The 22,796-nt window shown below is 37.1% G+C and carries 23 protein-coding genes and 4 pseudogenes; 10 read left to right on the top strand and 17 right to left on the bottom strand.

Annotated elements, in window-relative coordinates:
• Positions 1-79: 79 nt before the first annotated feature.
• Genes ppa through WIW72_RS01140 form a run of 4 tightly spaced genes read right to left on the bottom strand, consistent with a single transcriptional unit; the run spans position 80 to position 3,202 of the window.
• Positions 80-598 carry an inorganic diphosphatase gene (ppa, locus tag WIW72_RS01155; protein ID WP_337701880.1) on the bottom strand — a complete coding sequence of 173 codons (519 nt, stop codon included), beginning with the start codon at positions 596-598 and terminating at the stop codon, positions 80-82.
• 27 nt (positions 599-625) lie between these two features.
• Entirely contained in the window at positions 626-1,162 is a 537-nt protein-coding gene (locus WIW72_RS01150) for an HD domain-containing protein (RefSeq protein WP_443294738.1), read from the bottom strand.
• Between the two features lie 5 nt (positions 1,163-1,167).
• Positions 1,168-2,517, bottom strand: a complete 1,350-nt coding sequence (gene thiD, locus WIW72_RS01145; protein WP_337701876.1) for a bifunctional hydroxymethylpyrimidine kinase/phosphomethylpyrimidine kinase — start codon at positions 2,515-2,517, stop codon at positions 1,168-1,170.
• Positions 2,495-3,202, bottom strand: coding sequence for a MoaD family protein (locus WIW72_RS01140; protein WP_337701874.1), 708 nt, complete (start codon positions 3,200-3,202; stop codon positions 2,495-2,497). The genes thiD and WIW72_RS01140 overlap by 23 nt, the downstream gene beginning before the upstream one ends.
• Before the next feature lie 37 nt (positions 3,203-3,239).
• Between WIW72_RS01140 and WIW72_RS01135 the strand changes: the two genes are divergently transcribed.
• Entirely contained in the window at positions 3,240-3,698 is a 459-nt protein-coding gene (locus WIW72_RS01135) for a hypothetical protein (protein WP_337701873.1), read from the top strand.
• 54 nt (positions 3,699-3,752) lie between these two features.
• Positions 3,753-4,214, top strand: coding sequence for a CoA-binding protein (locus WIW72_RS01130; RefSeq protein ID WP_337701982.1), 462 nt, complete (start codon positions 3,753-3,755; stop codon positions 4,212-4,214).
• Here WIW72_RS01130 and WIW72_RS01125 read toward each other — a convergent pair.
• Together WIW72_RS01125 and WIW72_RS01120 are read right to left on the bottom strand one after the other, a co-directional pair.
• The gene (locus tag WIW72_RS01125) at positions 4,207-4,362 is read right to left on the bottom strand and encodes a hypothetical protein (protein WP_337701870.1); all 156 of its coding nucleotides are present in this window, start codon (positions 4,360-4,362) and stop codon (positions 4,207-4,209) included. The two genes, WIW72_RS01130 and WIW72_RS01125, sit on opposite strands and share 8 nt — an antisense overlap.
• Positions 4,352-4,768: a hypothetical protein gene (locus WIW72_RS01120; RefSeq protein WP_337701869.1), complete on the bottom strand. Its 417-nt coding sequence runs from the start codon at positions 4,766-4,768 to the stop codon at positions 4,352-4,354. Before WIW72_RS01120 ends, WIW72_RS01125 begins: the two co-directional genes overlap by 11 nt.
• A gap of 138 nt (positions 4,769-4,906) precedes the next feature.
• Between WIW72_RS01120 and WIW72_RS01115 the strand changes: the two genes are divergently transcribed.
• Together WIW72_RS01115 and WIW72_RS01110 are read left to right on the top strand one after the other, a co-directional pair.
• A complete protein-coding gene (locus WIW72_RS01115) occupies positions 4,907-5,101 on the top strand; it encodes a hypothetical protein (protein ID WP_337701866.1) in 195 nt (64 codons plus the stop codon).
• A gap of 98 nt (positions 5,102-5,199) precedes the next feature.
• The gene (locus tag WIW72_RS01110) at positions 5,200-6,879 is read left to right on the top strand and encodes a thermopsin family protease (RefSeq protein ID WP_337701864.1); all 1,680 of its coding nucleotides are present in this window, start codon (positions 5,200-5,202) and stop codon (positions 6,877-6,879) included.
• Positions 6,880-6,881: 2 nt separating this feature from the next.
• Here WIW72_RS01110 and WIW72_RS01105 read toward each other — a convergent pair whose 3' ends face one another.
• Complete coding sequence (locus WIW72_RS01105; protein WP_337701862.1) at positions 6,882-8,285, bottom strand: MFS transporter; 1,404 nt, start codon at positions 8,283-8,285, stop codon at positions 6,882-6,884.
• A gap of 148 nt (positions 8,286-8,433) precedes the next feature.
• Here WIW72_RS01105 and WIW72_RS01100 point away from each other — a divergent pair, with 148 nt between their 5' ends.
• Entirely contained in the window at positions 8,434-8,874 is a 441-nt protein-coding gene (locus WIW72_RS01100) for a GNAT family N-acetyltransferase (protein WP_337701860.1), read from the top strand.
• Position 8,875: 1 nt separating this feature from the next.
• Here the strand turns inward: WIW72_RS01100 and WIW72_RS01095 are convergent, their stop codons facing one another.
• The 3 genes and pseudogenes from WIW72_RS01095 to WIW72_RS01085 form a co-directional block, all read right to left on the bottom strand.
• Entirely contained in the window at positions 8,876-9,763 is an 888-nt protein-coding gene (locus WIW72_RS01095) for a spermidine synthase (protein WP_337701859.1), read from the bottom strand.
• Between the two features lie 177 nt (positions 9,764-9,940).
• Positions 9,941-10,968: pseudogene (locus WIW72_RS01090) on the bottom strand (ISH3 family transposase).
• A 100-nt stretch (positions 10,969-11,068) separates the two neighbouring features.
• A pseudogene (locus tag WIW72_RS01085) lies at positions 11,069-11,296 on the bottom strand (hypothetical protein).
• Between the two features lie 520 nt (positions 11,297-11,816).
• Between WIW72_RS01085 and WIW72_RS01080 the strand changes: the two are divergent.
• From WIW72_RS01080 to WIW72_RS01070, 3 genes are all read left to right on the top strand, one after another.
• A complete protein-coding gene (locus WIW72_RS01080; RefSeq protein WP_337720588.1) occupies positions 11,817-12,329 on the top strand; it encodes a hypothetical protein in 513 nt (170 codons plus the stop codon).
• 784 nt (positions 12,330-13,113) lie between these two features.
• Positions 13,114-13,407, top strand: coding sequence for an antibiotic biosynthesis monooxygenase family protein (locus tag WIW72_RS01075; protein ID WP_337720587.1), 294 nt, complete (start codon positions 13,114-13,116; stop codon positions 13,405-13,407).
• A 523-nt stretch (positions 13,408-13,930) separates the two neighbouring features.
• Positions 13,931-14,074 (top strand): hypothetical protein, encoded by a 144-nt coding sequence (locus WIW72_RS01070; RefSeq protein ID WP_337702908.1) that lies wholly within the window; start codon positions 13,931-13,933, stop codon positions 14,072-14,074.
• Between the two features lie 255 nt (positions 14,075-14,329).
• Here WIW72_RS01070 and WIW72_RS01065 read toward each other — a convergent pair.
• From WIW72_RS01065 to WIW72_RS01045, 5 genes and pseudogenes are all read right to left on the bottom strand, one after another.
• Positions 14,330-15,138 (bottom strand): annotated as a pseudogene (locus WIW72_RS01065) (transposase); the annotation flags it as partial.
• A gap of 746 nt (positions 15,139-15,884) precedes the next feature.
• The gene (locus tag WIW72_RS01060) at positions 15,885-16,208 is read right to left on the bottom strand and encodes a hypothetical protein (RefSeq protein ID WP_337702909.1); all 324 of its coding nucleotides are present in this window, start codon (positions 16,206-16,208) and stop codon (positions 15,885-15,887) included.
• Between the two features lie 127 nt (positions 16,209-16,335).
• Entirely contained in the window at positions 16,336-16,956 is a 621-nt protein-coding gene (locus WIW72_RS01055) for a hypothetical protein (protein ID WP_337702910.1), read from the bottom strand.
• 92 nt (positions 16,957-17,048) lie between these two features.
• Positions 17,049-18,083, bottom strand: coding sequence for a hypothetical protein (locus tag WIW72_RS01050; protein ID WP_337702912.1), 1,035 nt, complete (start codon positions 18,081-18,083; stop codon positions 17,049-17,051).
• Between the two features lie 37 nt (positions 18,084-18,120).
• Entirely contained in the window at positions 18,121-19,611 is a 1,491-nt protein-coding gene (locus WIW72_RS01045; protein WP_337702914.1) for a cytochrome ubiquinol oxidase subunit I, read from the bottom strand.
• Positions 19,612-20,277: 666 nt separating this feature from the next.
• Between WIW72_RS01045 and WIW72_RS01040 the strand changes: the two are divergent.
• A pseudogene (locus WIW72_RS01040) lies at positions 20,278-20,744 on the top strand (IS110 family transposase); the annotation flags it as partial.
• A 363-nt stretch (positions 20,745-21,107) separates the two neighbouring features.
• On the opposite strand, the gene WIW72_RS01035 reads toward WIW72_RS01040, so the two are convergent.
• On the bottom strand, positions 21,108-21,476 hold the full coding sequence (locus tag WIW72_RS01035) for a hypothetical protein (RefSeq protein ID WP_337702916.1): 369 nt from the start codon (positions 21,474-21,476) through the stop codon (positions 21,108-21,110).
• 682 nt (positions 21,477-22,158) lie between these two features.
• Here WIW72_RS01035 and WIW72_RS01030 point away from each other — a divergent pair.
• Positions 22,159-22,566 (top strand): hypothetical protein, encoded by a 408-nt coding sequence (locus tag WIW72_RS01030; RefSeq protein ID WP_337702918.1) that lies wholly within the window; start codon positions 22,159-22,161, stop codon positions 22,564-22,566.
• On the opposite strand, the gene WIW72_RS13210 is transcribed toward WIW72_RS01030, so the two are convergent.
• Complete coding sequence (locus WIW72_RS13210) at positions 22,541-22,756, bottom strand: glycosyltransferase (RefSeq protein WP_443294737.1); 216 nt, start codon at positions 22,754-22,756, stop codon at positions 22,541-22,543. The genes WIW72_RS01030 and WIW72_RS13210 overlap by 26 nt on opposite strands.
• Between the last annotated feature and the right edge of the window lie 40 nt (positions 22,757-22,796).

Here is a 22,796-nt window from a genome sequence, read left to right as displayed (position 1 = left end):
GGTTCCATAAAGCTGGGATAAATGATAGGAGTAAAATAATAATTATGAGGAAAGAATCAGGGATAAAAAACCACATTATTCATTTTCCTGAAGCCCTTTTAATTGCAGCATTTATTCTAGCCTTGGCTTCGTTTGTAGATCCCCAACCGGAAACTTTTACCCATTTACCTGGCTCCAGCTCTTTATAGTGCTCGAAGAAGTGTACGATCTTGTTCTTTACAGCCTCAGGCAAGTCGATTATATCTCTTATGTTCGAATAGCCTGGGTCTATTTTGTCCTTTGGAACTGCAATGATCTTTGCGTCTTCTCCCTCCTCATCCCTCATGTAAAGAATCCCCACAGGTCTAGCTTCAATAGCAGTACCAGGCATTATAGGATATGACGTTATCACTAAAACGTCTATAGGGTCTCCATCCTCCTCTAGAGTACCGGGTACGAAACCGTAATTGAACGGGTACATCATAGACGTATAAAGAACTCTGTCTACCTTTACTACGTCCTCCTCTTCGTCGTATTCGTATTTTATATTTGAACCCATTGGTATTTCTATTAGTACGTTTACTTCATCAGGTGCTTTTTTACCTGGACCCATTTTCATAATTTCTCCCTATTAAAAATAAGGGAGCTACTTAATTAAATCATTTATTAGAAAATCTATATGATTTTCTATTAAATTGAAAGGACTTCTTCTCTTCATCTCTTGTAATACACTGAAATAGGTCTCCATAATTTCCTTGACATCATAACCTTGTCTCAAGTACCTCTTAGCTTGAAGATAAGTAGCTAACATCTCGCTCAACTTCGCTATTTGTCCCTCCAAAGACCTGTTTTTATACTCCTCGAAAAGCTCCTCTCCAAGACCTAACTGTTTAATTGCTTCCTTCTCAATTTCCTCCTTTTGAGGAAGTCTATCAGTAGCCCATTTAGGTAGATCGCCTAAAAGGCTCTCCCCTATGTCGTGAAACACTGCTATTGCTACCGCTTTCTCTGGCGACACATTGACTCCTTTCTCTTTCAGCTTTTTAGATATGTAGTAAGCCAATATTCCTGCCTCCCAACTGTGTTGTGCTACGGTCTCACCCACTGATGGTGGAACTCCCCTCTGCATCCATCCAGTCCTGACTAAATTCTTTCCTCCTGAAAGTATTCTTTCTAGATCTATGTCCGTCATAGCCTATCACTTAAATATTTTAGCGCACTTAATATTTCTTCTACTGAACTAGTCCAAAGCCTTATCATCGCCTCTTTACCCTTAACACCTCGGTCGAATATCACATTAGGGACATCTCCGTAAGTCATGTAAACATGATTAACCAACCATTCCATGCTTTTACCCTCTATTTGGGGGTTGGGCTCTAGCTCCTTGTTTACTTCAATAACCTCATATCCTATCTCCTTGAGAAGTCTTACTACCTCGTCTGTGAACTTGATGTTAATTAAAACTCTGGCGTCCTTCTTGAACTTCATGATCGATAATAAAAGCCTTGCCGTATGGGTAGGTTTACCGAACACTACGGGTAAGCCAACTTTTACTTTATTGTCCCAGTTTCTAACTAACCTATCCCTGAACACCGCTATATCCTCTAAGCCAGTTACGAAATCAGGATCTATTGAATGGGCTAAGTTAGATTGTAATTCGGGGATTAACTTATAAAAGTTCTTCCATTGTTCAACTTCGTAGGCAAATTTATGCATTTCTTCAATTACCTCGAACTTCATAGACTTTACAAGTGCGGGAGTAATCGGATCAACGGGACCTATACCCTTTCCGATATTAAGCCCGTAATATATAGCCTTTTGGAGTAGCTCTCTAGCGGATCTGAAAGAGAAAACAACGTCTTTTCCTTTTGCTAACCCGGCTGAAATTGCCGTAGCGAAAACACTACCTGTCCCATGAGTGTTCTTGTTATAAACTATTCTCTTGTAACCTATTTTGAAGTACTGATCTTTCTCGCCGTCGTAAAGGACGTCTATACTATACTCTCCTTCTATGTGGCCACCCTTCACTATGACATACGGGATGTTGTACTGCCTCGAGAGCTCTTTACAAGCTTTTTCAGCATCATTAATTCCCATAACCTTAACTCCAGACAGAATCGAAGCCTCAACAGCATTAGGTGTCAAGACTGTTGTTCTCGGTAATATGACCTTTTTATAATCCTCGATGTCTTTTATTAAGGGAGTGCCGTCTTTTGCGTATATCACGGGATCTGTTACTAACGGAATTTTGTCCGCTAACAACTCAACTACCACGTTAAATTGTTCTTTAGTATAAACCATCCCCAGTTTCGCAGACTTGACTTCGAAGTCAGAAAGCAATGCCTCTAATTGCCTCTTGACAACTTCAGAAGGTATGGGAAAAACGTGAGAGATGCCGAGGGTGTTTTGGGACGTAATCGCTGTGGTTACCCCTACTCCGTGAACACCCATGATTTCATAAACCTTAATATCCGTCTCTACTCCAGCACCGTTACCGCTGTCAAAGCCAGCAATACTAAGCGCTACCGGCTTTATCATTCCTCTTCACCCTTGTATTACCAGCAACTACCCAGAACTCTCCGTCGTCTCTTACCTCAAGTTTCCATATACCAGTCGAGTGCTTTACCATTTCAACGGCATCCTCTACAGCTCTAATTGCTTCTTTCCTCCCTCTCCCTAAGGCCATGACTAAGAAAACGTCCTCACCAGGCTTTAATTCATCGATTACGTGAATTATCTTAATCTTCACAAGATCCTTATATTTCTCCTTGAGAGAGGAGATTATTTCCTCGAACCTTTTTTTCGTGTAATCCTCATAAGCTTGGTACTTTAACTTGTATACCTTATGCCCTTCTACAACTCCTTTAACAATACCCAAATAGATTACCATTGAACCTACATCTTCTCCCGCTTCCTCTCTGAACTTCCTTATTTCCTCTAATATATCCAACGTCCCACCTATCCTCAGTTCCCCTCCAGCAGGCGGGGGAAAGATTGCCACCTCATCACCGTTATTGATTTCTTCTTGTTTCTTACCGTTGACTAAGATCGAGATTTTTATATTTCCTAGTCCTTCTCTGACTATTTTTCCGAATTCCTTACCGTATTTCGCCTCTAACTCTGAGATGAGACATTCCACGGTCTTGCAATCTGTTTCCACTATTTCGTACTCTTTACCGGTGAAATCTAATAGAAAAGCGAAATATCTAACCGTAACTTTCATCTCTCCCTTTCCTCTTTTTAATCTTTAAGGTTAAATTGTGGATGACGAGTTTTTAAATTATCTACTTGGTAATGAAAGCAATAGGAGAAAAATTATAGAAGAGAAATACTTAAAGAGTGACGTTGAAATACTGAGAAGACTGAACGATATCGAGAGCATGTTAAGACAAGTTATTAAAAGCGTTGGATCTAGTGACAAGAAACTAACGGAAAACTCTTTATGTGAACAAGTCCTCGAAAAGGGATTCGTGATACTTGAGGGGCATGGAATTAACAAAAACCTCCACCCGTCGTTGTTTGTTTTGCCCTTAGATGAAGGAAGGATATTAGTGACTTTTAAAGATACCATAGACTTACTTATTGCGTTATTTGAAAAGTTCGGGGAAAACGTTGAAACTAATATTCCGAAAAGGCTTTTACCTTTATTCTCTTTCTTACGTAGATCTGGTTTGATTTATTATAATCACGTATCACGAAGGTATGAATTAATAAAATAGATTACATGATTTTGCTTAATAACCTAAAATCAAATAATCTCTAGGGTGATTGTTATAAGTTCAGAGGAGCAGGTAATTGAAAGCGTGTTGAGAAATTACAAGAACATTGCCACAGTGGGCTTTTCTAAAGACCCTTCTAAACCTTCACATCAAGTACCAAAGTTTTTGATGTCCAAGGGCTATAACGTGATCCCCGTTAATCCCACAGTAGATGAAATTTTGGGTAGGAAGAGTTATAAAAGCTTACTAGATATCCCAGATAAAATAGAAGTAGTTGAGGTTTTCAGACCCTCTCAAGACGTTCCTAGAATTATAGATGAAGTCCTAGAGAGAGTTAAGAGGAAAGGTGACGTGAAGGTAATATGGTTACAAGAGGGGATAAGGAACGATGATGCTGCGGAAAAAGCAAGAAAAGCGGGGCTCATAGTAATTCAGGATAGATGCATGTACAAGGAGTATATGAAAAGGATTGAGGGAAATCCTCATCCTCCACCTGTAAGTCAAGTTGTTAGCTAAGTAAAACCTTAAAGGACTTGTCGTCTAAGTTGAACTCATCGTTAACGTATAATTGGAATAAAGTTAAAGGAGGTAGTTCCAATTCCTTACAATCTGAGAAAATCTCATTGCCAACAATTGTTACGTGTTCCCATTCCTCAAGTTTCAACACTTTTTTTTAGATATTTTATCGAAGACAGTACTTCCTCCTTTTTCTTTTCTATAGCTCTTTCAGGACCGTAGAAGAATATCTCGGAGTCTGTGAGAGGTATGCGTTCATGTAACTTTACACCCATGACAGTGATACTGACCTCATTATCACATATACATGTACCTCTTTCAATTGTGTCCCTAGTTAGCACGTTAATTCTCATTGCCAACTCACTAAGCCCTAATCTTTCAGACCTCTCTTTTAGGAGTTTTAAGGATACTAAAGGAAAAATATAGTAGATTTCTCCTTGAACGTTCAAAGGATAAGCTAACAACTCCGCATCTTTTTCAAAGACCTTTACTCTGGGTATTATATTACACTCCCCATTTATCGAGGTCAGAGATTTAAAAACTATGATTTTCACATTATTATATAGACTAATAATCGATTTAAACTTGACTTGCATTTTATTATAAACTTTGATAATTTTCCTTTTATTTATTGATTTAGCTAAAAGCGTAAATTTATAAACTAGTTAAACTTAATTAATATATGAGGAAAAATGAGAAAAGGCATAAGGTTCTGTAGTTGTAGTGCAGTAATAGGCATTGGTGCTTTCCTATTCGCGGGAGGACTCATGGGAATAGTAAAAATCGCGTCACCTGAATTCCCGCTCTATCTTGGAATGCTCTTAATGATTCTTGGCGTTCTAAGCAGTTCTTTGACCTTAGCCCCTGACCAGAATGAGTATGAATAGGTTAAATAATCAGTTATTGTTAATAGAAAACTAATTTTTTATTCAAGTTAACCGAGCTTAAGAGAAGTTTTATTTAAAGGTATTATACAAATATATCGATGCGGAGATTTATCTTATTTTTATTGGTTTTAACCATTATAGCTGCTGTTCCAGTACCTGCAATAACTCCACAAGCACAAATTTCTCCTAAACCTATAGGTTTAGCCTCTTATGGAATCTACTCTAAAGGTGCTAATTCTACATATACAATAACTACAAACCAAATAATAGGTTACTTCAATATATCTTCTATTAATTCTTTCAATCCAAACTCCCCTGAGCCTTATTACGCTACGTTACAACTGGGAGGGACAGTTAATAACTCAATGGCCGTAAATTGGTTACAAGAAGAACTGGTATTTAATACGCTTAATGATACCTTTTTCATAGGATGCTATTATAACGGTAATCAGAAATTTAACACGACCTTATTACATTTTTCGTTACCCTTAGCAGGGTATTTAATCATATCTTTGATCTACAACCAAACCTTCACTATAGTTAAATATCAGTACGTAATAATACAAAACGGCAGTAGGTTTTTACCACCTGAAGTTAGAACTGCTATTGTTTCAACTATACACGGTAGGGCTTTTTTCACTGTAAATTTTCCTACCAAGGAAAACGTTGAACTCGTCTTCGGGGGATTTAACAGTGTTACAAACTTCACTTCCTTGAACTCTGAACTTGGGTTATTTTATAACCAGAGCGGACTTAAGCCCTTTCCTTCAGTCTTTAACTTTGGAATGAATGCCACGGGTTCGGCTGAAGACTTAATTACAATCCTTGAGCCAGACGGAAACGTAGAAGTAACGACAGGTAGTCCGAGTTACGGTCTAATAACCAGTAACTACAATCCTCCTATACCACCCTTAACTTTTGTGAACGAGAGTTTTATAATAAACAGATTGGGCATATATCAAAGTAAAGATTTCTATATCGACAAGCCTTACAATATAACTATACCTAACGTTCTGGGAATTAGCAGTAACGTGTACTTATATCTGGAAAAAGTTATAGGACAAACTTACATAATCCCTAACAACAGTACATTCCAAACTTTCGATATATTATTATATTATGACGAGAAAGTAATGGTCACGATCGTCTACCCTAACTCTTCAGCAATTACCTACAACCTACCCGTGAACACTACTGTAACGTTACCGAGGATAATAAATATTAGCAATAACGAAATTCTAGTTTTACAAAAAAACGTCCAAATATTAGTGACTAACTCAACACCGTCAATAATAAATACTTCAACTTATTACGTCCCTGAATATTTAGTCAGGATAACTTACCCTAACGGTACAACAATTATGAATTGGTATCAGAAAGGTACTGTCTTACAGTTACCACAGTATATATACGAAACACCTCATGAGAGATTTGAACTAGTAGGAAAAAACATTATTAATGTATCCTCTCCGTTAAACGTACTGCCTCCTTATCAGCTGGAGTATGAAGTGTCCTTAGACTATGGGAACTTTAATGTTACCTATTGGGCAAAGAACGGTCAACTGGTTACTCTTAACGCGTATATTCCTTTGTTCTACGAAGGAGAATGGGAAGGAACCTATAATGTCCCTGTAGGAGGCACTGTAGTTGTAAACCAATATATTATTGAAAGACTAGTCTTAAGCCCGAATATAGCGCTTATCTCCTTACTGGCGTTGATATCAGCCTCGGTAGTGTTAGTATTAATCTTCTGGCATAGAATTAGAAAAATTCTATGAAGTTAGTTCTTTACTTTAATGAATATTGTGAGAGCTGAAAGTACTAGGGATATGAGGATGAAAAGAGATGATACTAGAAATGCAAAGTGAAGACCCTCTGTGAAAAATACCATAGTTTTTTTATCCAATGAACTAGTACCGAGGAATATTTCAAACGCTACATATCTGGGGATGGACAGAGAGGCTACAGTTATACTTATCACATAACTCAATACAGTGCCTATACTGGAAAAAGTCCTTGCTAACCCTGATACACCTCCATAATATTCTCTAGGCGCACTAAACATAATTGCAGTGTTATTTGAAGGCCAAAATAGGGAAGAACCTATCCCCGTAACTGTAGATATAGCTGATACTAGGTAAGGTGAGGAATAAGGAGTGAGTAATGCAAAGTATAAAATAAGCGAGGCTAATGTAACCAGTAACCCTAAGGAGGCTAATAATCCAGGTTTAGTCCTCTCAGTTCTCTTACCTACAATAGGTGAAAGAACACTGGCTACTATGTACCCCGGAACTAGAACAAGGGAGGCATATAAAGGTGAAAGACCCTTAACCCCTTGAAGGTACATGATGAGTAGGAAAGTTAGAGAGAGACCTCCTATCCCTTGGAAGAATAAGGCATATAAAGAGAGGCTTAATAACCTGATCTTTAGTAACTTTAAGTTTATTATCGGTTTTTCCACCCTCATTTCATTAAATACAAATAAAGGTAGAAGAGCTAAGCCTAGGATCACATAGAGCAGATCGGTAGGATTTACACCTACGCCTGCTATAGTGACCAGTCCATAAGATATGAAGAAAAGGATTAGAGCTAGAATACCGCTACCGGTCACGTCAAGCTTACTCCTTGTAGGGTTCACGTCCTTAATCTCCCTAAGTCCTACAAGTATAGCGAAAATACCTATGGGAACATTAATATAAAATATATATTGCCAACCCAATAGTGTGGTTAAAATCCCTCCAAGTACTATACCGATTAAAGCACCAATATTCCAACCCAAAGCAGTTAGACCATAAGCTCTACCCCTGCTGCTAGGAGAAAAGAGATCTGCAATCAGGGCAGTTCCGTTAGAGGATATCAAACTTCCTCCCAAGGCTTGTATTACTCTGAAAAATATAAGTAGGTCTATACTAGTGGATAGACCACAAAGCGCTGAAGCTACGGTGAAAAGGGCGAAACCCAAATTATATATTTTCGACCTTCCGATTATGTCTCCTATTCTTCCTGCTTGCGTCGAGATGACTGCTTGGACTAGCAAATAAGACAAAAGTACCCATACGGAAGTGTAAAGGTTCGTTTTTAAGTCGACCGTAATAGTAGGCAAGGCTAAAAGAACTATAGTAGTATCTACAGCAGCCATTAATGTACCTAGAACTATAATTGTAAGAACAAGATTTTGTCGCATAGAATAGTTCATAGCCGAACAAATATAAAAAATTGTTAGAGAGTGTCTTATGCTGGACCTTATAACTGAGCCTTATGAACAGATTACAAAGGCAATTTTTATTAACTGATTATCACACATTATCAAATGAAGATAAGGCATCGGGAATATGGATATAGATGAATTAATAAGTAAGTCTCTTTCTACATTCGATAAATACTATGCATTAAAAAACGTAAATTGCTCTAAAGTCCTCGTTGCTAAAGTAAATGGAAAAGAAGTAGGGTTTGCAGAATTAAAGAGAAGAAAGAACATAGGTGCTATATTCTATTTGGGAGTTCTGCCGGGATATAGAGGCAAAGGAATCGGAAAAGACATGGTGAGAAGAGCTGAGGAATATTTCAAGGCTAAAGGGCTTTCACTAGTTGTAGCTTCTACGAGAAGTTGGAATATAGCAGCTGTCAGAATGTTTTCTTCTCTGGGCTACAAAATAATAAAGAAAGAAAAGGTACAGAAATTTATTATAGAATTACTAGACGCTACGGAAGATGACCTAATATTATGTAAAGAATTAGGACACTCCAGCTGTGACGAAATAAAGAGAAAGTAAGTCAACCTTCCCGAATGTTAATAGGATTTGACAAAGTCACTACAGTTTTTTCACTATCTATGAGTTTTCTAACGTCCTTAGGTAAAAGAAACATGTTCTTGTGAGTTATTTCATCGTAATACCTCAATTCACCCATTACTCTGTTAAGTCTGTTCTTTACGTTTAACTTACTGACATTGACCTTGTCTGAACAGAAGATAAAAGCCCACACAGTATCAAAGGAAGGGACAAAAGATAAACCCACAGACACGTAGTTATATATTTCCCTCAACGTCTTTACAAGCCTTGAAAACGAATGAGGAGATTGATACGGAGAAGTGCCCTGAGTTACCATAACGTCCTTTACTAACTTCTTCACCTCTCTATAAAACTCTATAGTATATAAGTTTCTGGAACGAGAAGTCTCAGTAGGGTCTGTAAGGTCTAGTACTACTACATCAAAAGGCTCTCCCTTGTATTGTCTGACAAAATCGAAACCGTCTTGGAAGATCAACCTAACTCTTGGATCCCTAAATGAGCCCTTGTGCCATGTCTCTAAATGCTTCTCAGCAATCTCGACTGCCTTTCTATCCACATCAACCGCTACAACTTCCTTCACGTTATATTTCAGAACTTCTCTAATCGTGGCACCTTCTCCAGCCCCTATTATTAATACTCTCTCAGGATCATCTGAAGCCACCATTGCTGGATGAATCAAAGATTCGTGGTAGATGTATTCATCATGTTCCGCTGATTGTATCAGTTGGTCTATTATTAGCATTTTACCAAAACTATATGATTCTGCTACAATCACGTCCTGAAGACCTTCAACATCAGCTATTAAGTTCTTTATAGCATGGGCATGATAAGAATAATTAGATTGTTCATCAAAGTACCAAAATAACCTCATACTTAATATCACCTATTTTCAATTTTAATATCCTACTCTCTATATACACCGTGTAATCTATATAATACGATATAAAGCTATAAGTAATAATTGATTTATATAGAAGAAAATATTTATTATAAACTTAGATTAGATGCAGTTCAGACTTTCTCCCCGCTTTAAACGGTAGACCCAAAATCACCTCCTTGAAAATAAATCTATAGTGTAAATAAGTGTCTCTACTAGATTAATTGTAAAATTCTCCGGATTGAATAAATCGGGATATAAAAGAATTAATAATAATCTAAACTCCTCTCTCCCCACCTCCCCCTTGATTACGGTATATAAGGAGTAGAATACAAGGGCAAGAACGAAGATCAACGTGCGGAAAACAAACTTAGTAGAACTAGTAAATGGGAGAAAAGCCTTAATGTTCCTATATGACGTCTCTATAGGACCTCTCACCTTATTGTACAAATCCAACACTTCCCTCTTTGGTATCTCGAGGTAAGTAGCCCTAGCAAAATAAACAAGCCTCTTCTTCCTCCTCGCTTTTTCCTTGCTGTACACGAGGAGCCTGAACTTAACTTGCTCATTCCTCCTATGCCTCTTACTATTAGTCTTATAATCACCATCAAACTCCTCATAAACCTTCACATCCCCAACTGGGACGGCAACTATGTAATTAAACTGTGAAATGAAGTTGAGCACGTCGACAGTGTAGAAACCGGCGTTAAGAGTTATCAACCTTATCTTGAATCCCATTGCGACAACTTGCTCCACGAGGTTTTTCACTATCTCGTCCTTAGTCATACCGTTCACTTGCGGAATAAAGGCAAGTAAAAGCACTCTCCCTACTTGGTTGTTGCAGTTGCGTAGTTCCACGAGTTTCCCTTCTCTGAACTTCCGAGTCCTTTCACTGGTTTCCCATACCACGTCTTTGTTGTCCAGTCTATTGAGAGGTCTACCTCCTTTACTCCCTTCAGTACTTCTAAGGATATTTTCCTAGCATTTTCCAATCAATTACTTCTATCCCTTGTTTCTCTACGTAGTTTCTCACGGTTTGTGGGGATACGTCATACGCTCTGGACTTGTTCTCTACTGAATCGTAAACACGCGGAGATGAGAGTTTTTGCCACCTCTTCTCCTTTCTTTCCCTTAAAGCATGGAAAGTAATTTATATCCTATTTGTTGAATGTTTGGTGAGGGAGACCCGGTGTTACCATCTTCCTATCTCACGTGGTAATATTCTATCTCCCTCACCTTAAACCCTTTCTTCAATTCTTTACACTCTTATAAATTTCTTTATCTTTCACAGATTAGATATTATCCTATCAGAAATATTTTTTCTAATATGATTTTGGGTCTACCGTGGAAGGGTAGAGGGTTCCCTTCCAGAGGGCTCATCGTTCCCACCATTGATTCGGGATTACATCTGGTGGGCAGTCGAGTGGATCAGAGAACCGCTCTCACTTGAAAGGGGGACTTTCATTGCCAGGCTCTAGTCCCTTGAAGGAAAAGGGAAGATACCGATTGCTCCTCCCACAGTCCCATTAAGCTGGGGAGCTTCCGGTATAAAAACTTTTCCTTAAAAATTGAGCATAGTCCACACTACTTACGCCATGAAACCTGCTTTACTCACTAATGTTAAACTGCTTATTATAGTACAATTAATTTATCTTTTGATACGTCTATTCCTGCAACTGGGGGCCTCCACTTACACTCACCCTTATGTTTTATTCGGGCTTTTTGCCCAACTTCCGGTCCGAGTTGGAGGCGGCCAAGCTCCCCACCGGGCTTTAAGCCCAAGGAAGTCAACGGCCTACACCCCAGTCAGATCTGTATTACCCAGATCTGACTAATATGTTTTATATAAGGAGCGTCATTAGCATCACTAAGGGATATTAAGAAAAAGAGATATTTTAAACTTTCTATAAGGGGACTATCCATCCTCTTGGTGAGGCTTTCCGCCCTCTCAACCCCCCTAATTTTGTAATAAAAGCACTGGTTCCTATAACAACGCCAATCACTCCTACGCTTTAGATATTTTATACTTCAAGCAAAATAGTTAATTATGTGTATTTACAAATTTTTCATCATTACTAGAGATATAATCGATGAGGACGGAATAATGCTTAAGAGTGAAGATTTCGATAAGATTTCCTCGGACGTCTATTTACGTATTCTAGCTGGAGATATTCCAGTAAGCAGGAGCTACTATTACAGACTGTCGAGAAGGCTCAAGGAGTTAGGACTTATCAAAGATAAGGCTATAAATTTTAAGTTCGTCTTATCTTTCCGTGTGAGTCAGGGAGAGCTGAGAATCGAAAAAAAGATAATACTGGTGGACAAGAAAGAAGGAGTGCTGATATTCGTTAACCTTTCCTCACCTCATTGCCCCTCTTGCCCGTTACTCGACGAATGCATTAAATCGGTAACAAAGACCCTGGGTAGAGTTAAGGGATACCCGTGTTTATCTTGGAATGAGCTTATAACGTATATTATGTCAAAGTTCCTTTTGAGAGCTAAAAGTTTTAAAGGAGAGCTTATACACAGAACTACTTGCCGAACTCAATGGTTCTCATAGCTACCTTGTAATAGAGTTCAGCCTTCATCGTGACTAATAGTCACTTTTCGTGACTATTAATCACTCTGCCTCATTACTCCTTCTCCCTCTCCATGCCGTATACGGGAGCGATAGTTAAACCACTCCCTTCAAGGACATGGGGGAGTTTCATTGGGTGCCTTCCTCCACCTCGCGATTGCTCATAGATTTCACAGTGGTACCCTCTGATTCAATGTTAACGGAAATAATATTTACAAATCTTTCCGTAACTAAATAGCATTAAAGGGATTAGAAGTAATTAAAAATATTGTAGTCCTAGCACTATTCGTAATGAAGTTTTTAAGGAAACCTCAGAATTTGAGATTATCTTAGACTTTAACATATTATATTCCTTGTTAACTCCTATTAGGAGACTATTTAAATGCCTAGATTACTTAAAATCTAACAGTCTTTTCCATGTATAGACTCATATTATATATATTATTAAAGAATTTTATTTTGCCTTTGATTAATATAAATTAAGTTGAAATTTTAAGGTCTTCAAACGTCCATAGAAAATATACATTGATTTTAATTATTAACGCTATTGTAGAATACTTTTTATTTTATTGTTGAAAAGCATTTATACATATGAATAGAGAAATTACTTTTTACGTCAGAAATAAAATACTTTTCACTAGAAGAAAGGAGAAATCTAACGCGGATATATGACCAAAGCGACCATTGCCCTCAATTTTGTAGTTTTTTAATTATATATATGTATATATGGTTAAAAATATAAACTGGCCTTTATTTATGATTAAGTATGATAAACGTAGGTCTTTATTATAGGGTAAAGAAAGGACATGAAGAGGAGTTCGAGAAAACGTTTAATACAGTCTTGGAGTTTTTAAAGAAGTTCCCTGGTTTCAGAGATGCAAAACTTTACAAGAGGATCGACGACCCGCAAGAGTATCTAATTTACAGTGAATGGGATTCAATCGATGCATTTAAGAAGTTTATAACGAGTAGAGAGTATCGTGATACCACTACTTATGGGAAAACTATACTCGAGGGAATACCCAGACATAAAATACTCCAAGAAGTTAATGAGGCATAAAAACACCGTTTCGTTGCCTTACAAATTTTGTAAGCCAAATCCACCCTTTCACATTTCTCCAATGCTATTTTTCTATCACTAAAATATGAAAAAACTTGGAAACACTTATTTACTCTAAGGTGTTTACAAAATTAGGGGGTTAAGGAGGCGAAAGCCTCGCCAAGGGGATGGATAGCCTTGTGTTTAAACATTTCTTTGTTGAGATATCTCTTAGTGGTGCTAATAACGCTCTCCTTAGCTCGCTTGAGGGCTTAATGTGAGTTAGGAGCATCTAGAATCCCTCTTCTCTCCTAACAAACTAGAGCTCGGCATTGAAAGTTCCCTCCTCAAATGGGAGTGGATCTCTGATCCAACCGACTGCCCCTCAGATGTACACCCGAATCAATGGTGGGAATGATGAACCCCTTGAAAGAGAACGTTAGCCCTTCCATGGCGGGAAGGAGTCAGATATTGGCCCGATCCATTTCTCTACAGTCTCAGAGACAAATCTCTATTTTTATAATATAAAAGCCTTGGATTATGTTTGTTCATAGACGCGGTAATAGCCTTGACTAAGGGAAGGCCTTTTCAAGGAATAGCATTACTTGTATTGGAGATTAAAGGATTAATGGGCTTTACCAGAACTGATAATATTGAAAAGTTTTATAGATCGACATCTGTTAGATGAGGACAAAGTATTCAAAAGTAGTCTTCAATATAGAAATTATAGTCATCTTTATATGGTTATCAGGACCTTAAAAAGAATAATAAATGATAGAGTATGGAAGATAGTTACTGTATAGTCTGAGTTAAAAAACATTATTAGTTAAGTTATAAGCTTTTTCGTTAACTCTGCTTTGTTGATATCTTCAATTTATTTCATAAGCATGATATAATACATTGAGAATTTTTCAGTAATTAATATTTAACGTTATTCGCAAGCTCACACCCTAATACCCGGAGCTCTACCAATTAAAGAATTAGCCAAGTGGAGCATCCATGCATAAGCCCAGAACTTGAGCTTAGCCTCAACCACTTGTCCTAAAAAACTTGTAGCCCTAACAGATTCCCCAAAAGTACAGCAGAGATAAGGACTCAATCCTCCACCTAACACCGTAACCCTTCTCCTCCCTCCAACGATTATAACCTCTTGAACTCTTTTACAGTCTTTCTCCTAGTAGGATGGCCACGCTTAGTAGAAGCGTTAGGTGGGACAACAACCTCAACCCCGGTCTTGTAAACCTCATTAGCATCATAAGCTTTCCATAAAATTTCTTGACTTTCTTTCCCTTGTCTTGTAAATCCTTAACTGTCTTGACTGCTGTCTCAACCTCGTTGGTGGTTACTTCGGCGTTTATTATGTTGTATTGGTCCTTATCCATTGCTATTTCGATCTTGAGGAATTTTGAGTCCCTAGTTTTACCCCATTTTGCTATGATGTATTGTCCTCCCTTGTTTGTGCTTATTCCCGTTGCGTCTGCTATTACTTCCAGCTCGTCGTTTGCTTCTGGGAATTTTATGTTCATGTTTCTTACTCTTTCCCATATTGTTGAGTAGTCTAGGCTTGTTGGGATGATTTTCAGTCTCTCTAGTGCTCTCAATACTCCTTCAATAGCCCTATAAGGTAAGAACAAGTGGAGGAATGCTAGGAATTCGTTGAACTCCTTTGGTGCCTTGTAGGTTTTCTTTGCATATCTATTCTCCTCTTCAAGTAAACCAGTGTTCGAAGACGTAGAAGGGCTGAATCCTTTTTCACGTTAACAGAGATCTTTTTATATTTGTTTATAACAAACCCCTGTTAATAAATGATGATCTCTCACACCGATGCGGACTATGTCCAAAAGTGTGGGAGTGATTGCAGAGATGTGAGCCCCGCCGTTGGGCTCGAAGGAGTCCCAAGACCCACCTACAGTAAGTGGATGGTTGAGGGCTAAGTCCCTACACTCGACCATGAATGAACATAAAATGATTGAAATGAAAGTGTAGGGGCAAACGGAACATTAGGGTATATCTCGTTATGACGTTCCCGTCGTACTTTTGCCAATCCCTCTTGTACTTACTCTTTCCCATGGGTAATACTCGTATAATTATCTATAAATTTAAGTATAATTCTGAAGTAGCCCACAAAGCATTTTGTTGCGTAAGCATTTTAATCATCAACTATTACACACTGGAGTTATTATATGTTCTAGCTTCCTACTTTTACCTCTAATTCGGAGGCGGGAAACACATACTAGGCATTACTGAAACTACTTATTACCCTAAGGAAATCGTATCCCACCCGTTAATCTGGTAGAACTTCATCCAATATTCTTGTGCTTATCACTGCCATCTCAAAAAATCCTATTGCTTACTTGTTAACGCACCATGATCTATCGCAATTATTATCTCTTGGACTGGCGTAAGCCGTTGTTGGATCGTGGTACTAATAATTGGCTATAATTAATCTTTACTATCATCTATTGTATAGAGAGCGAGTAAAGCTGTCTTAAGTGCTGTTAATCGCTGAGCCAACCGTGTACATAGCCAAAGATCTGATAGAACGGATTTAACCCTAGAGGTATTGCGATAACAATCCATATTATAAATCCATAAAGTAAATATAATGCCATATCTTTAAGATAGGAGTTCTGCTTGTCATTCCTTAATAAAAAGTACATCATTAACGAACCTATTGGCCCTACAAAATAAAGTAACCCTAACCACCTTTCTGATCCTTTTCTAGCAATTAATAAATAAAAGACCCCAATAATATAACCTACACCAGCTAAAGCCCCACCTAACAACCATAAAAAACGATTACCTTTAACCCCTACTCTCATAAATAATAATTATTTTTTAGTAAATTTAAACTTTTACCACCAGTTATGTCCGTGATGCATCATCATTGGATAATAGTGGATAAGTTAGTAACATCTCTCAGAGTCAGTAACCTTTACGAATTCTTTACTAGTAAATTCCGTATAGAAATAAACTCATGCCCATGATCTCCGAAATATACAATGCTATATAAAATCCGCTAGCCGCTAACATACCGCCGAAGGCTAGGATTACTATTCCTAAAATCACCATGCCCATTTTTAAAGGATTGGCCTTAAACAGTATAGCCCTAGCTGCTAAGAACAAAATAACTCCAGTACCGGGGATTGTGGCTACTGAAGAAGCACTTACCACTAATGGTGGGTAGTTCATTGGTAAGTAATCCTCTACTACATTAAAGCTCTGAGCTAGGATTGCAATTACTATAATGATACTCGCTACAACACTATATACGTAATATAATTTCACAAACTTTTGGGGTATCTGTTGTATAGACCCTAAGGATAGAATTAGTACTAATTCAGCGACTGCAAACACATATATTGCACTTAACGGGTAATTACTTATTCCAAATGCGAAAAGCACTTGACATAGAGTTCCTACCGAAAAGAGCACGAAACCTAAGAACCAAAAGAGCCACATCTTACTTTTACTTCTGTCATATTTGCTCCATACTAGGAACGTTAAACCCAAGCTTAATATGAACGTTATTAAAGACCATATAATAGCCTCGAATTGAACCCCGTTCATATACGAAAATTGAAATTATACCTTAAAAAATTTTCTGATGAGATTTAAACTGTAAATAAATATAAATTAAATTTTAATAAAAAGGAAAAAAATTATGCCTTTACCTTTCTGGCAACTTTCTCTAGCGCTTGCCTGTACAAGATTTTGTATGAAACTGCAGTAACACCACCTATAGTTAATATTCCACCCATTCCCAATACTACAGCACCAGCGGCCAAAGTAGTAGGATTAGTTAATAGTAAAGATGCTGGAACTCCAGCTAGGCTTCCTTGAATTGCCGGTACAGTACCGGCGGGTACAGCATCTTGCAATATCCTACCTTGAGTAAACACTCCAAACATTAATGCACCTATATAAGTCAGCAGGAATACCCATGTCTGTCTCCATGGTATGTTCTTAAATGTTGATAAGTATAATAATACATAAGTTAGTATTACGAATATCCAATAGCCCGGATTACCTACAGCACTCTGAAATACTACTGGTAACCATATTGCAGTACTAGCTAAGAATATTATATGCGCAAGCGTTAGTCCAGCAACGCCTAAATACCACCTCTCCTTAACACCATAGAATGCTACTGTGAAGTATACTACATAAAATACAACTCCCAAGAAGAACACTATATTAAACGGATTGAATAACATTTGCACGTAGTTAGGAGTTACTTGCAATTCTAGTAGGCTTTTTAAAGTGAATTGGAAACCGTAACCGCTAAATACTGAAGTGAACAATGTGTTACCCAAAAAGGCAACTATCAGAGCTATAGGCATTACTAATGTTAGAAACTTCTCTTCATCCATATGTAAACCTAAGCTTCCAGCCCCTTCAGCACTACCTATTAAGAAGTGATGTAAGCCAAGAAATATAATTAGGACGAGTAATGGTGCTACTAAAACCTCACCCGTTACAAACATTATTGGGGCAAAAATCGTGTCTAACGACACTACTAAATATACTAAAGAAGTTGCAATAATAGCCCATAGAGCTCCTAATACTGCAATCATTCTCTGCTTATAACTCTCTATTCTACATATAGGAATCATTACGATTGAACCGGCCTCAATCATAAATATTGTTACAAACCACGCAAGGGGTACGAAGAAGAATAATGTATATTCATTCATTTAACCCAACCCCCATGAATAAAATTTAAAAAAAAAATTACTTCCCTTTGTCAATTATCTTATCATTTCCTATACTCGAGTCCTTAGAAGTTTGAGTAGCCATTACTCCTGCGGCATAGCCGCTTGAGACTGATAGAGAGGCGGAAATATCATCAGCAATTCTTCTCGTCGAGAATAACTTCTTCAACATGTATACGGTTCCAGCTACAGCAGTAGCTAGAACGACCATTATAGTTATTCCTATTGGCAAGATCTCTGGACTGTTATTAAATGCATCTGCAGTAGCCAGACCGGCTTGAATAGCATATAATCCAGAGGCAGTTTGTACCATTGGTCCCCACACAACCCATGGCTGTCTTCCAGTTTCAGCAGCTACCCAGCCAGCTTCCCATGCTATTAGTTGTAACCAACCAAATAAGAATGCGGCACCTAAGGGTATAATATTCTCTGTAGGATTATCTAAACCTAAGAAGCTTAACCACTTTGGCCTTCTCCATACCGAGTAAGCTAATACCCAGGCTACTAATGCACCAATTATTCCTAAAGTAGCGTGGATATCATATGCGGGATGGGAGATCCACAATACTGGATCCCAGTCTTGACTCACGAAACTCGAGTACCCTAAGACTACAGTGTTAGGATTAGGTGGCCATGAGACTAACAAACTCAATAAACCGGGTATTTTAATGCCGAGGAAACCTAATGGAGCGTTGGATTGAGTAGTCCTCAAACCCTCCAAAGTTGCTAGTTTAAGAGGTTGGGCCCAGTATAAAGTCTTTCCAGCATTATCACCAGCCCATGCTAAGAATATAGCATCACCAGCCCATAAGTAAGCGGAAAGCTTAAACCCTCTAGTGTAATACTCCTTCTCCTCATGATCCATATTCTTGTTAGTTAACATTCTATAAGCGAAATAACCTAATATACTACCAAATCCTACAAACCAAGCACCCGCGACACCCATAGGTACTTCAGCAATTGCTGCCGGTGGTGCAAGTGCGCCTAATGGATCCACATCGGTTATTTGCCCACTCTGTGCGTATTGTGCAACGTTAAATCCAGTAGGAGTGTTCATCCAAGAGTTAACCAATATTATTAAAATCGCAGATGCTACAGAACCTAATGAAATTAATAGTCCTATAATCATGTGCGCTCCTCTACTCAGCCTATCCCAGCCGTACATGTAAAGTGCTAAGAATATTACTTCAGTAAAGAATGCTAAAACCTCAATATCAAAGGCTAAGATATCAACCTGGTTTACTACATACATCCACTTGTACCATACGGTTATGAACTCAATAGCGATAGCCGCACCAGCTGCAGAACCAACGGCAAACAATACAGCCATAACAACTGACCATCTTTTAGCTATTGCCATGTAATATGGGTCGTTCTTTCTATAAGCTAAATACTCAGCTGCCACTATGAATATTGGTAGCGTTATAGCCCAATATGTAAACAATACGTGTGTTCCCATTGTATACGCTGCAAGAATACGGTCGAATATTTCAAGAGTCACTTGATTCACCAATTATAATTACGAATTCATACCATTTAAATGCTTCCTTTTATTTAGATACTAAGAGTAAAATTTTATTTTGATAAAAGTAATTTAATTCATTAATCGAAATGATTATTTAACTTTTTTTTACATGTTTAATTCTCCAGAAAGCATGATTTATGATATAATGTAAATAAGTACTGAGAGTTTGTATTCATGTTTAAACTATTATAAATCTAATCTTCTATTTAAATTTACCTAAATGTTTAAATACTAGTTCTAATTAAGTAATAGTTTTAATAATAGTTTAATTATTTGTTTATTGGTTAATTTTTATTAATTTTCATCATAATTTGAGTTTACAGTGAATTATTGGAAAGATTCTTTTTTATAAAAAGATAAGGGGAATAATATTTGAATTCGCGTTAGAAGTTGTTGGAATTTATGAAGGAAAAGGTTAAATAGACTGTTATCACTTCTACTTTCAAAACTTTTATAGATACGTATATAATTCCTAGATCGGATTGTGTTTACCCGTGACGTAACTTTTCCTTACTTTTAATTACTTCTAATTCCGCCACGAGCACCCGTCTTAAGGGATCATACTCAGTTACCCATAGGGGCTGGTCAAGGGAAACACCTATATAGGTTTTATTAATCGAGGAGAGTGATACTCTCCTCGGCTGGGGAAACATGATCGAGAGGGAAATTGAAGTGAAATCTTCGGGTAGTGGCGTGACAAATCCCTACCATCGAACTGAACATTGTGATAAAATTCACGCATATAGGTGTGATAAATAAGTAGGGGTAATAGGGATAGATGTATCAAAAGATCATTAGGGGGAGGGTGAGAAAATACGAGAACAAAAAGGAGGGTTATGAAGAAATCCTCAAGATGAAACCCTGCAGAATAGTCCTAGAGCCTACTGGAGTATACCCAATAAGACCTTCACTTCAAGGAGAATAGGGATAAAAATAATACAAGTTAGTCCAAACGCGTTATCGAGGGAAAAGAAGTTTAGGGGAAAGAAAACAGAATTTTACGACGAGAAAAATTAGAAAACATGGTTGATAAGGCTAAGGAATACGATTACAACCCCTTAAAGGAAATGACAACACTCTACCTCTTCCTAAAGGACATAGAGGTAAAGTACAAGAATACCAATTCTCCTCTTCAAGTAAACCAGTGTTCGAAGACGTAGAAGGGCTGAATCCTTTTTCACGTTAACAGAGATCTTTTTATATTTGTTTATAACAAACCCCTGTTAATAAATGATGATCTCTCACACCGATGCGGACTATGTCCAAAAGTGTGGGAGTGATTGCAGAGATGTGAGCCCCGCCGTTGGGCTCGAAGGAGTCCCAAGACCCACCTACAGTAAGTGGATGGTTGAGGGCTAAGTCCCTACACTCGACCATGAATGAACATAAAATGATTGAAATGAAAGTGTAGGGGCAAACGGAACATTAGGGTATATCTCGTTATGACGTTCCCGTCGTACTTTTGCCAATCCCTCTTGTACTTACTCTTTCCCATGGGTAATACTCGTATAATTATCTATAAATTTAAGTATAATTCTGAAGTAGCCCACAAAGCACGTTAACTCCATCGAGCTTACAACTAACCATCTAATAATGTTCTCATCAAGCGTTTTATCTCTATAAGTTAAACTAATTAATACCTTGTTTTCTCCTATTAAAGGTTCAATAACGATTTCCTTATAATTTATGCTCTCGCTAGAGATATCGGATCTACTGTCAATCAGTCTGACTCCCATTAATTTAGGAGAGCTTAATATGTCGGTTTTGACTTCTTGGGGAGGTTCCAGAAGCTTTATTTTTCCCCTCAACTGCCTTAAAAGAGAACTCATAGCCAATTGTTTCCTTCTCAAATAACTTCAAGTATTTATCTTTAAATTCTTTATAAATTTCTGCTATAATCTCGTCGCTTATCGGAGGTTTGAAAGATACGGAAAAAAGCTGATTTTACCTCGATTTAATAATGAAACATTGTTCCCTTTTATATTATTAAAGATCAATAGATCCTGAAATCGTGTTTTTGTTGCTAGAAAGTTTAAAAGCAAGTTAACTAAGTCTTTATCTACAAGCCCGGCATTTATAAGATTTGCCACGTCCTCATTGACGAACCTTCTGTTGAGTATTCCACTTATACTTGCTGAAGTTATCATAGTTAATTAATTTAATTTTTGAATTAAAAGATTATGCAAAAAGACTTTACATATGAATTGGTTTTTTCCTAAAATTTACTTCTTTACATGCATATTTGAACAATAAAAGGATATTACGATAATAACTTTGAAGTAATTAATAAGATAAAATATTTATTATTTAAGGTCAAGAGTGTTATATTGAGAGTCAATATGTTTAGTACATTGATTTTAGTAGGAATGTTAATGCCTTTTTCCCATATCTTTCATTACAACCTTATATAGTTATAGATATTACAGTAATAATAAAGATACAATAAATTCTGTATATATAAACTATAAATTATCTTATCTAAGATAAATAGTTAAACTTTCTGAATATATAGGTTATGTCTCTAACGAATCAATGGAATTATGGAGAAAAATAGTATTAGGAGATACTTATGATGATAAAGGTAAAGAATTCATGTTGACTTTAATTAACTTCTTGGATAGTCTTACTTTAATTAATTCGGTTTACTACAAAGAGGAATTTACAAGAAAATTGTTGGTGTATCTGCTATTGATAAATAACTTCTTGTTTATAGTTAATGTATTGATGATGTTTACAAGATTGTTTATTGACTTATCCTCTCTTATGTGGGGTATAAATATTGTTATATTGTTTACTTTCTATTATTGGAAAAACTATACAAATAAATTACTTGACTTTAAGAAAATTTTGTCGGGAACAGCATCTGGATTAACAGTTATGAAATATTTTGACTCCTTAGAAGCGTGTCTAAATGCTAAATTATTTCCACCGTTGAAATAGGTATTTTTTCAGACCTTATCAGCTTGAACCTACTGTCACTGCTAATTAAGTTCGACAATATTTTGAAAGTGTTATCAGATGAGGCATTATCTACCATTATGACTTCGTAGTCAGGGTAATCGAGATTTTTTAAGGCTTTAACATGTTCATACAATAAGCTTCCTTCTTTTTCAGAGTTGTAATAGACGATGAATATTAAGATTTTAGGATAAACATTTAATCCTTATAAA

This window comes from Stygiolobus sp. CP859M, from assembly GCF_037389975.1.
Taxonomy (GTDB): domain Archaea; phylum Thermoproteota; class Thermoprotei_A; order Sulfolobales; family Sulfolobaceae; genus Stygiolobus.
This window is presented reverse-complemented; position numbering and strand designations above follow the sequence as displayed.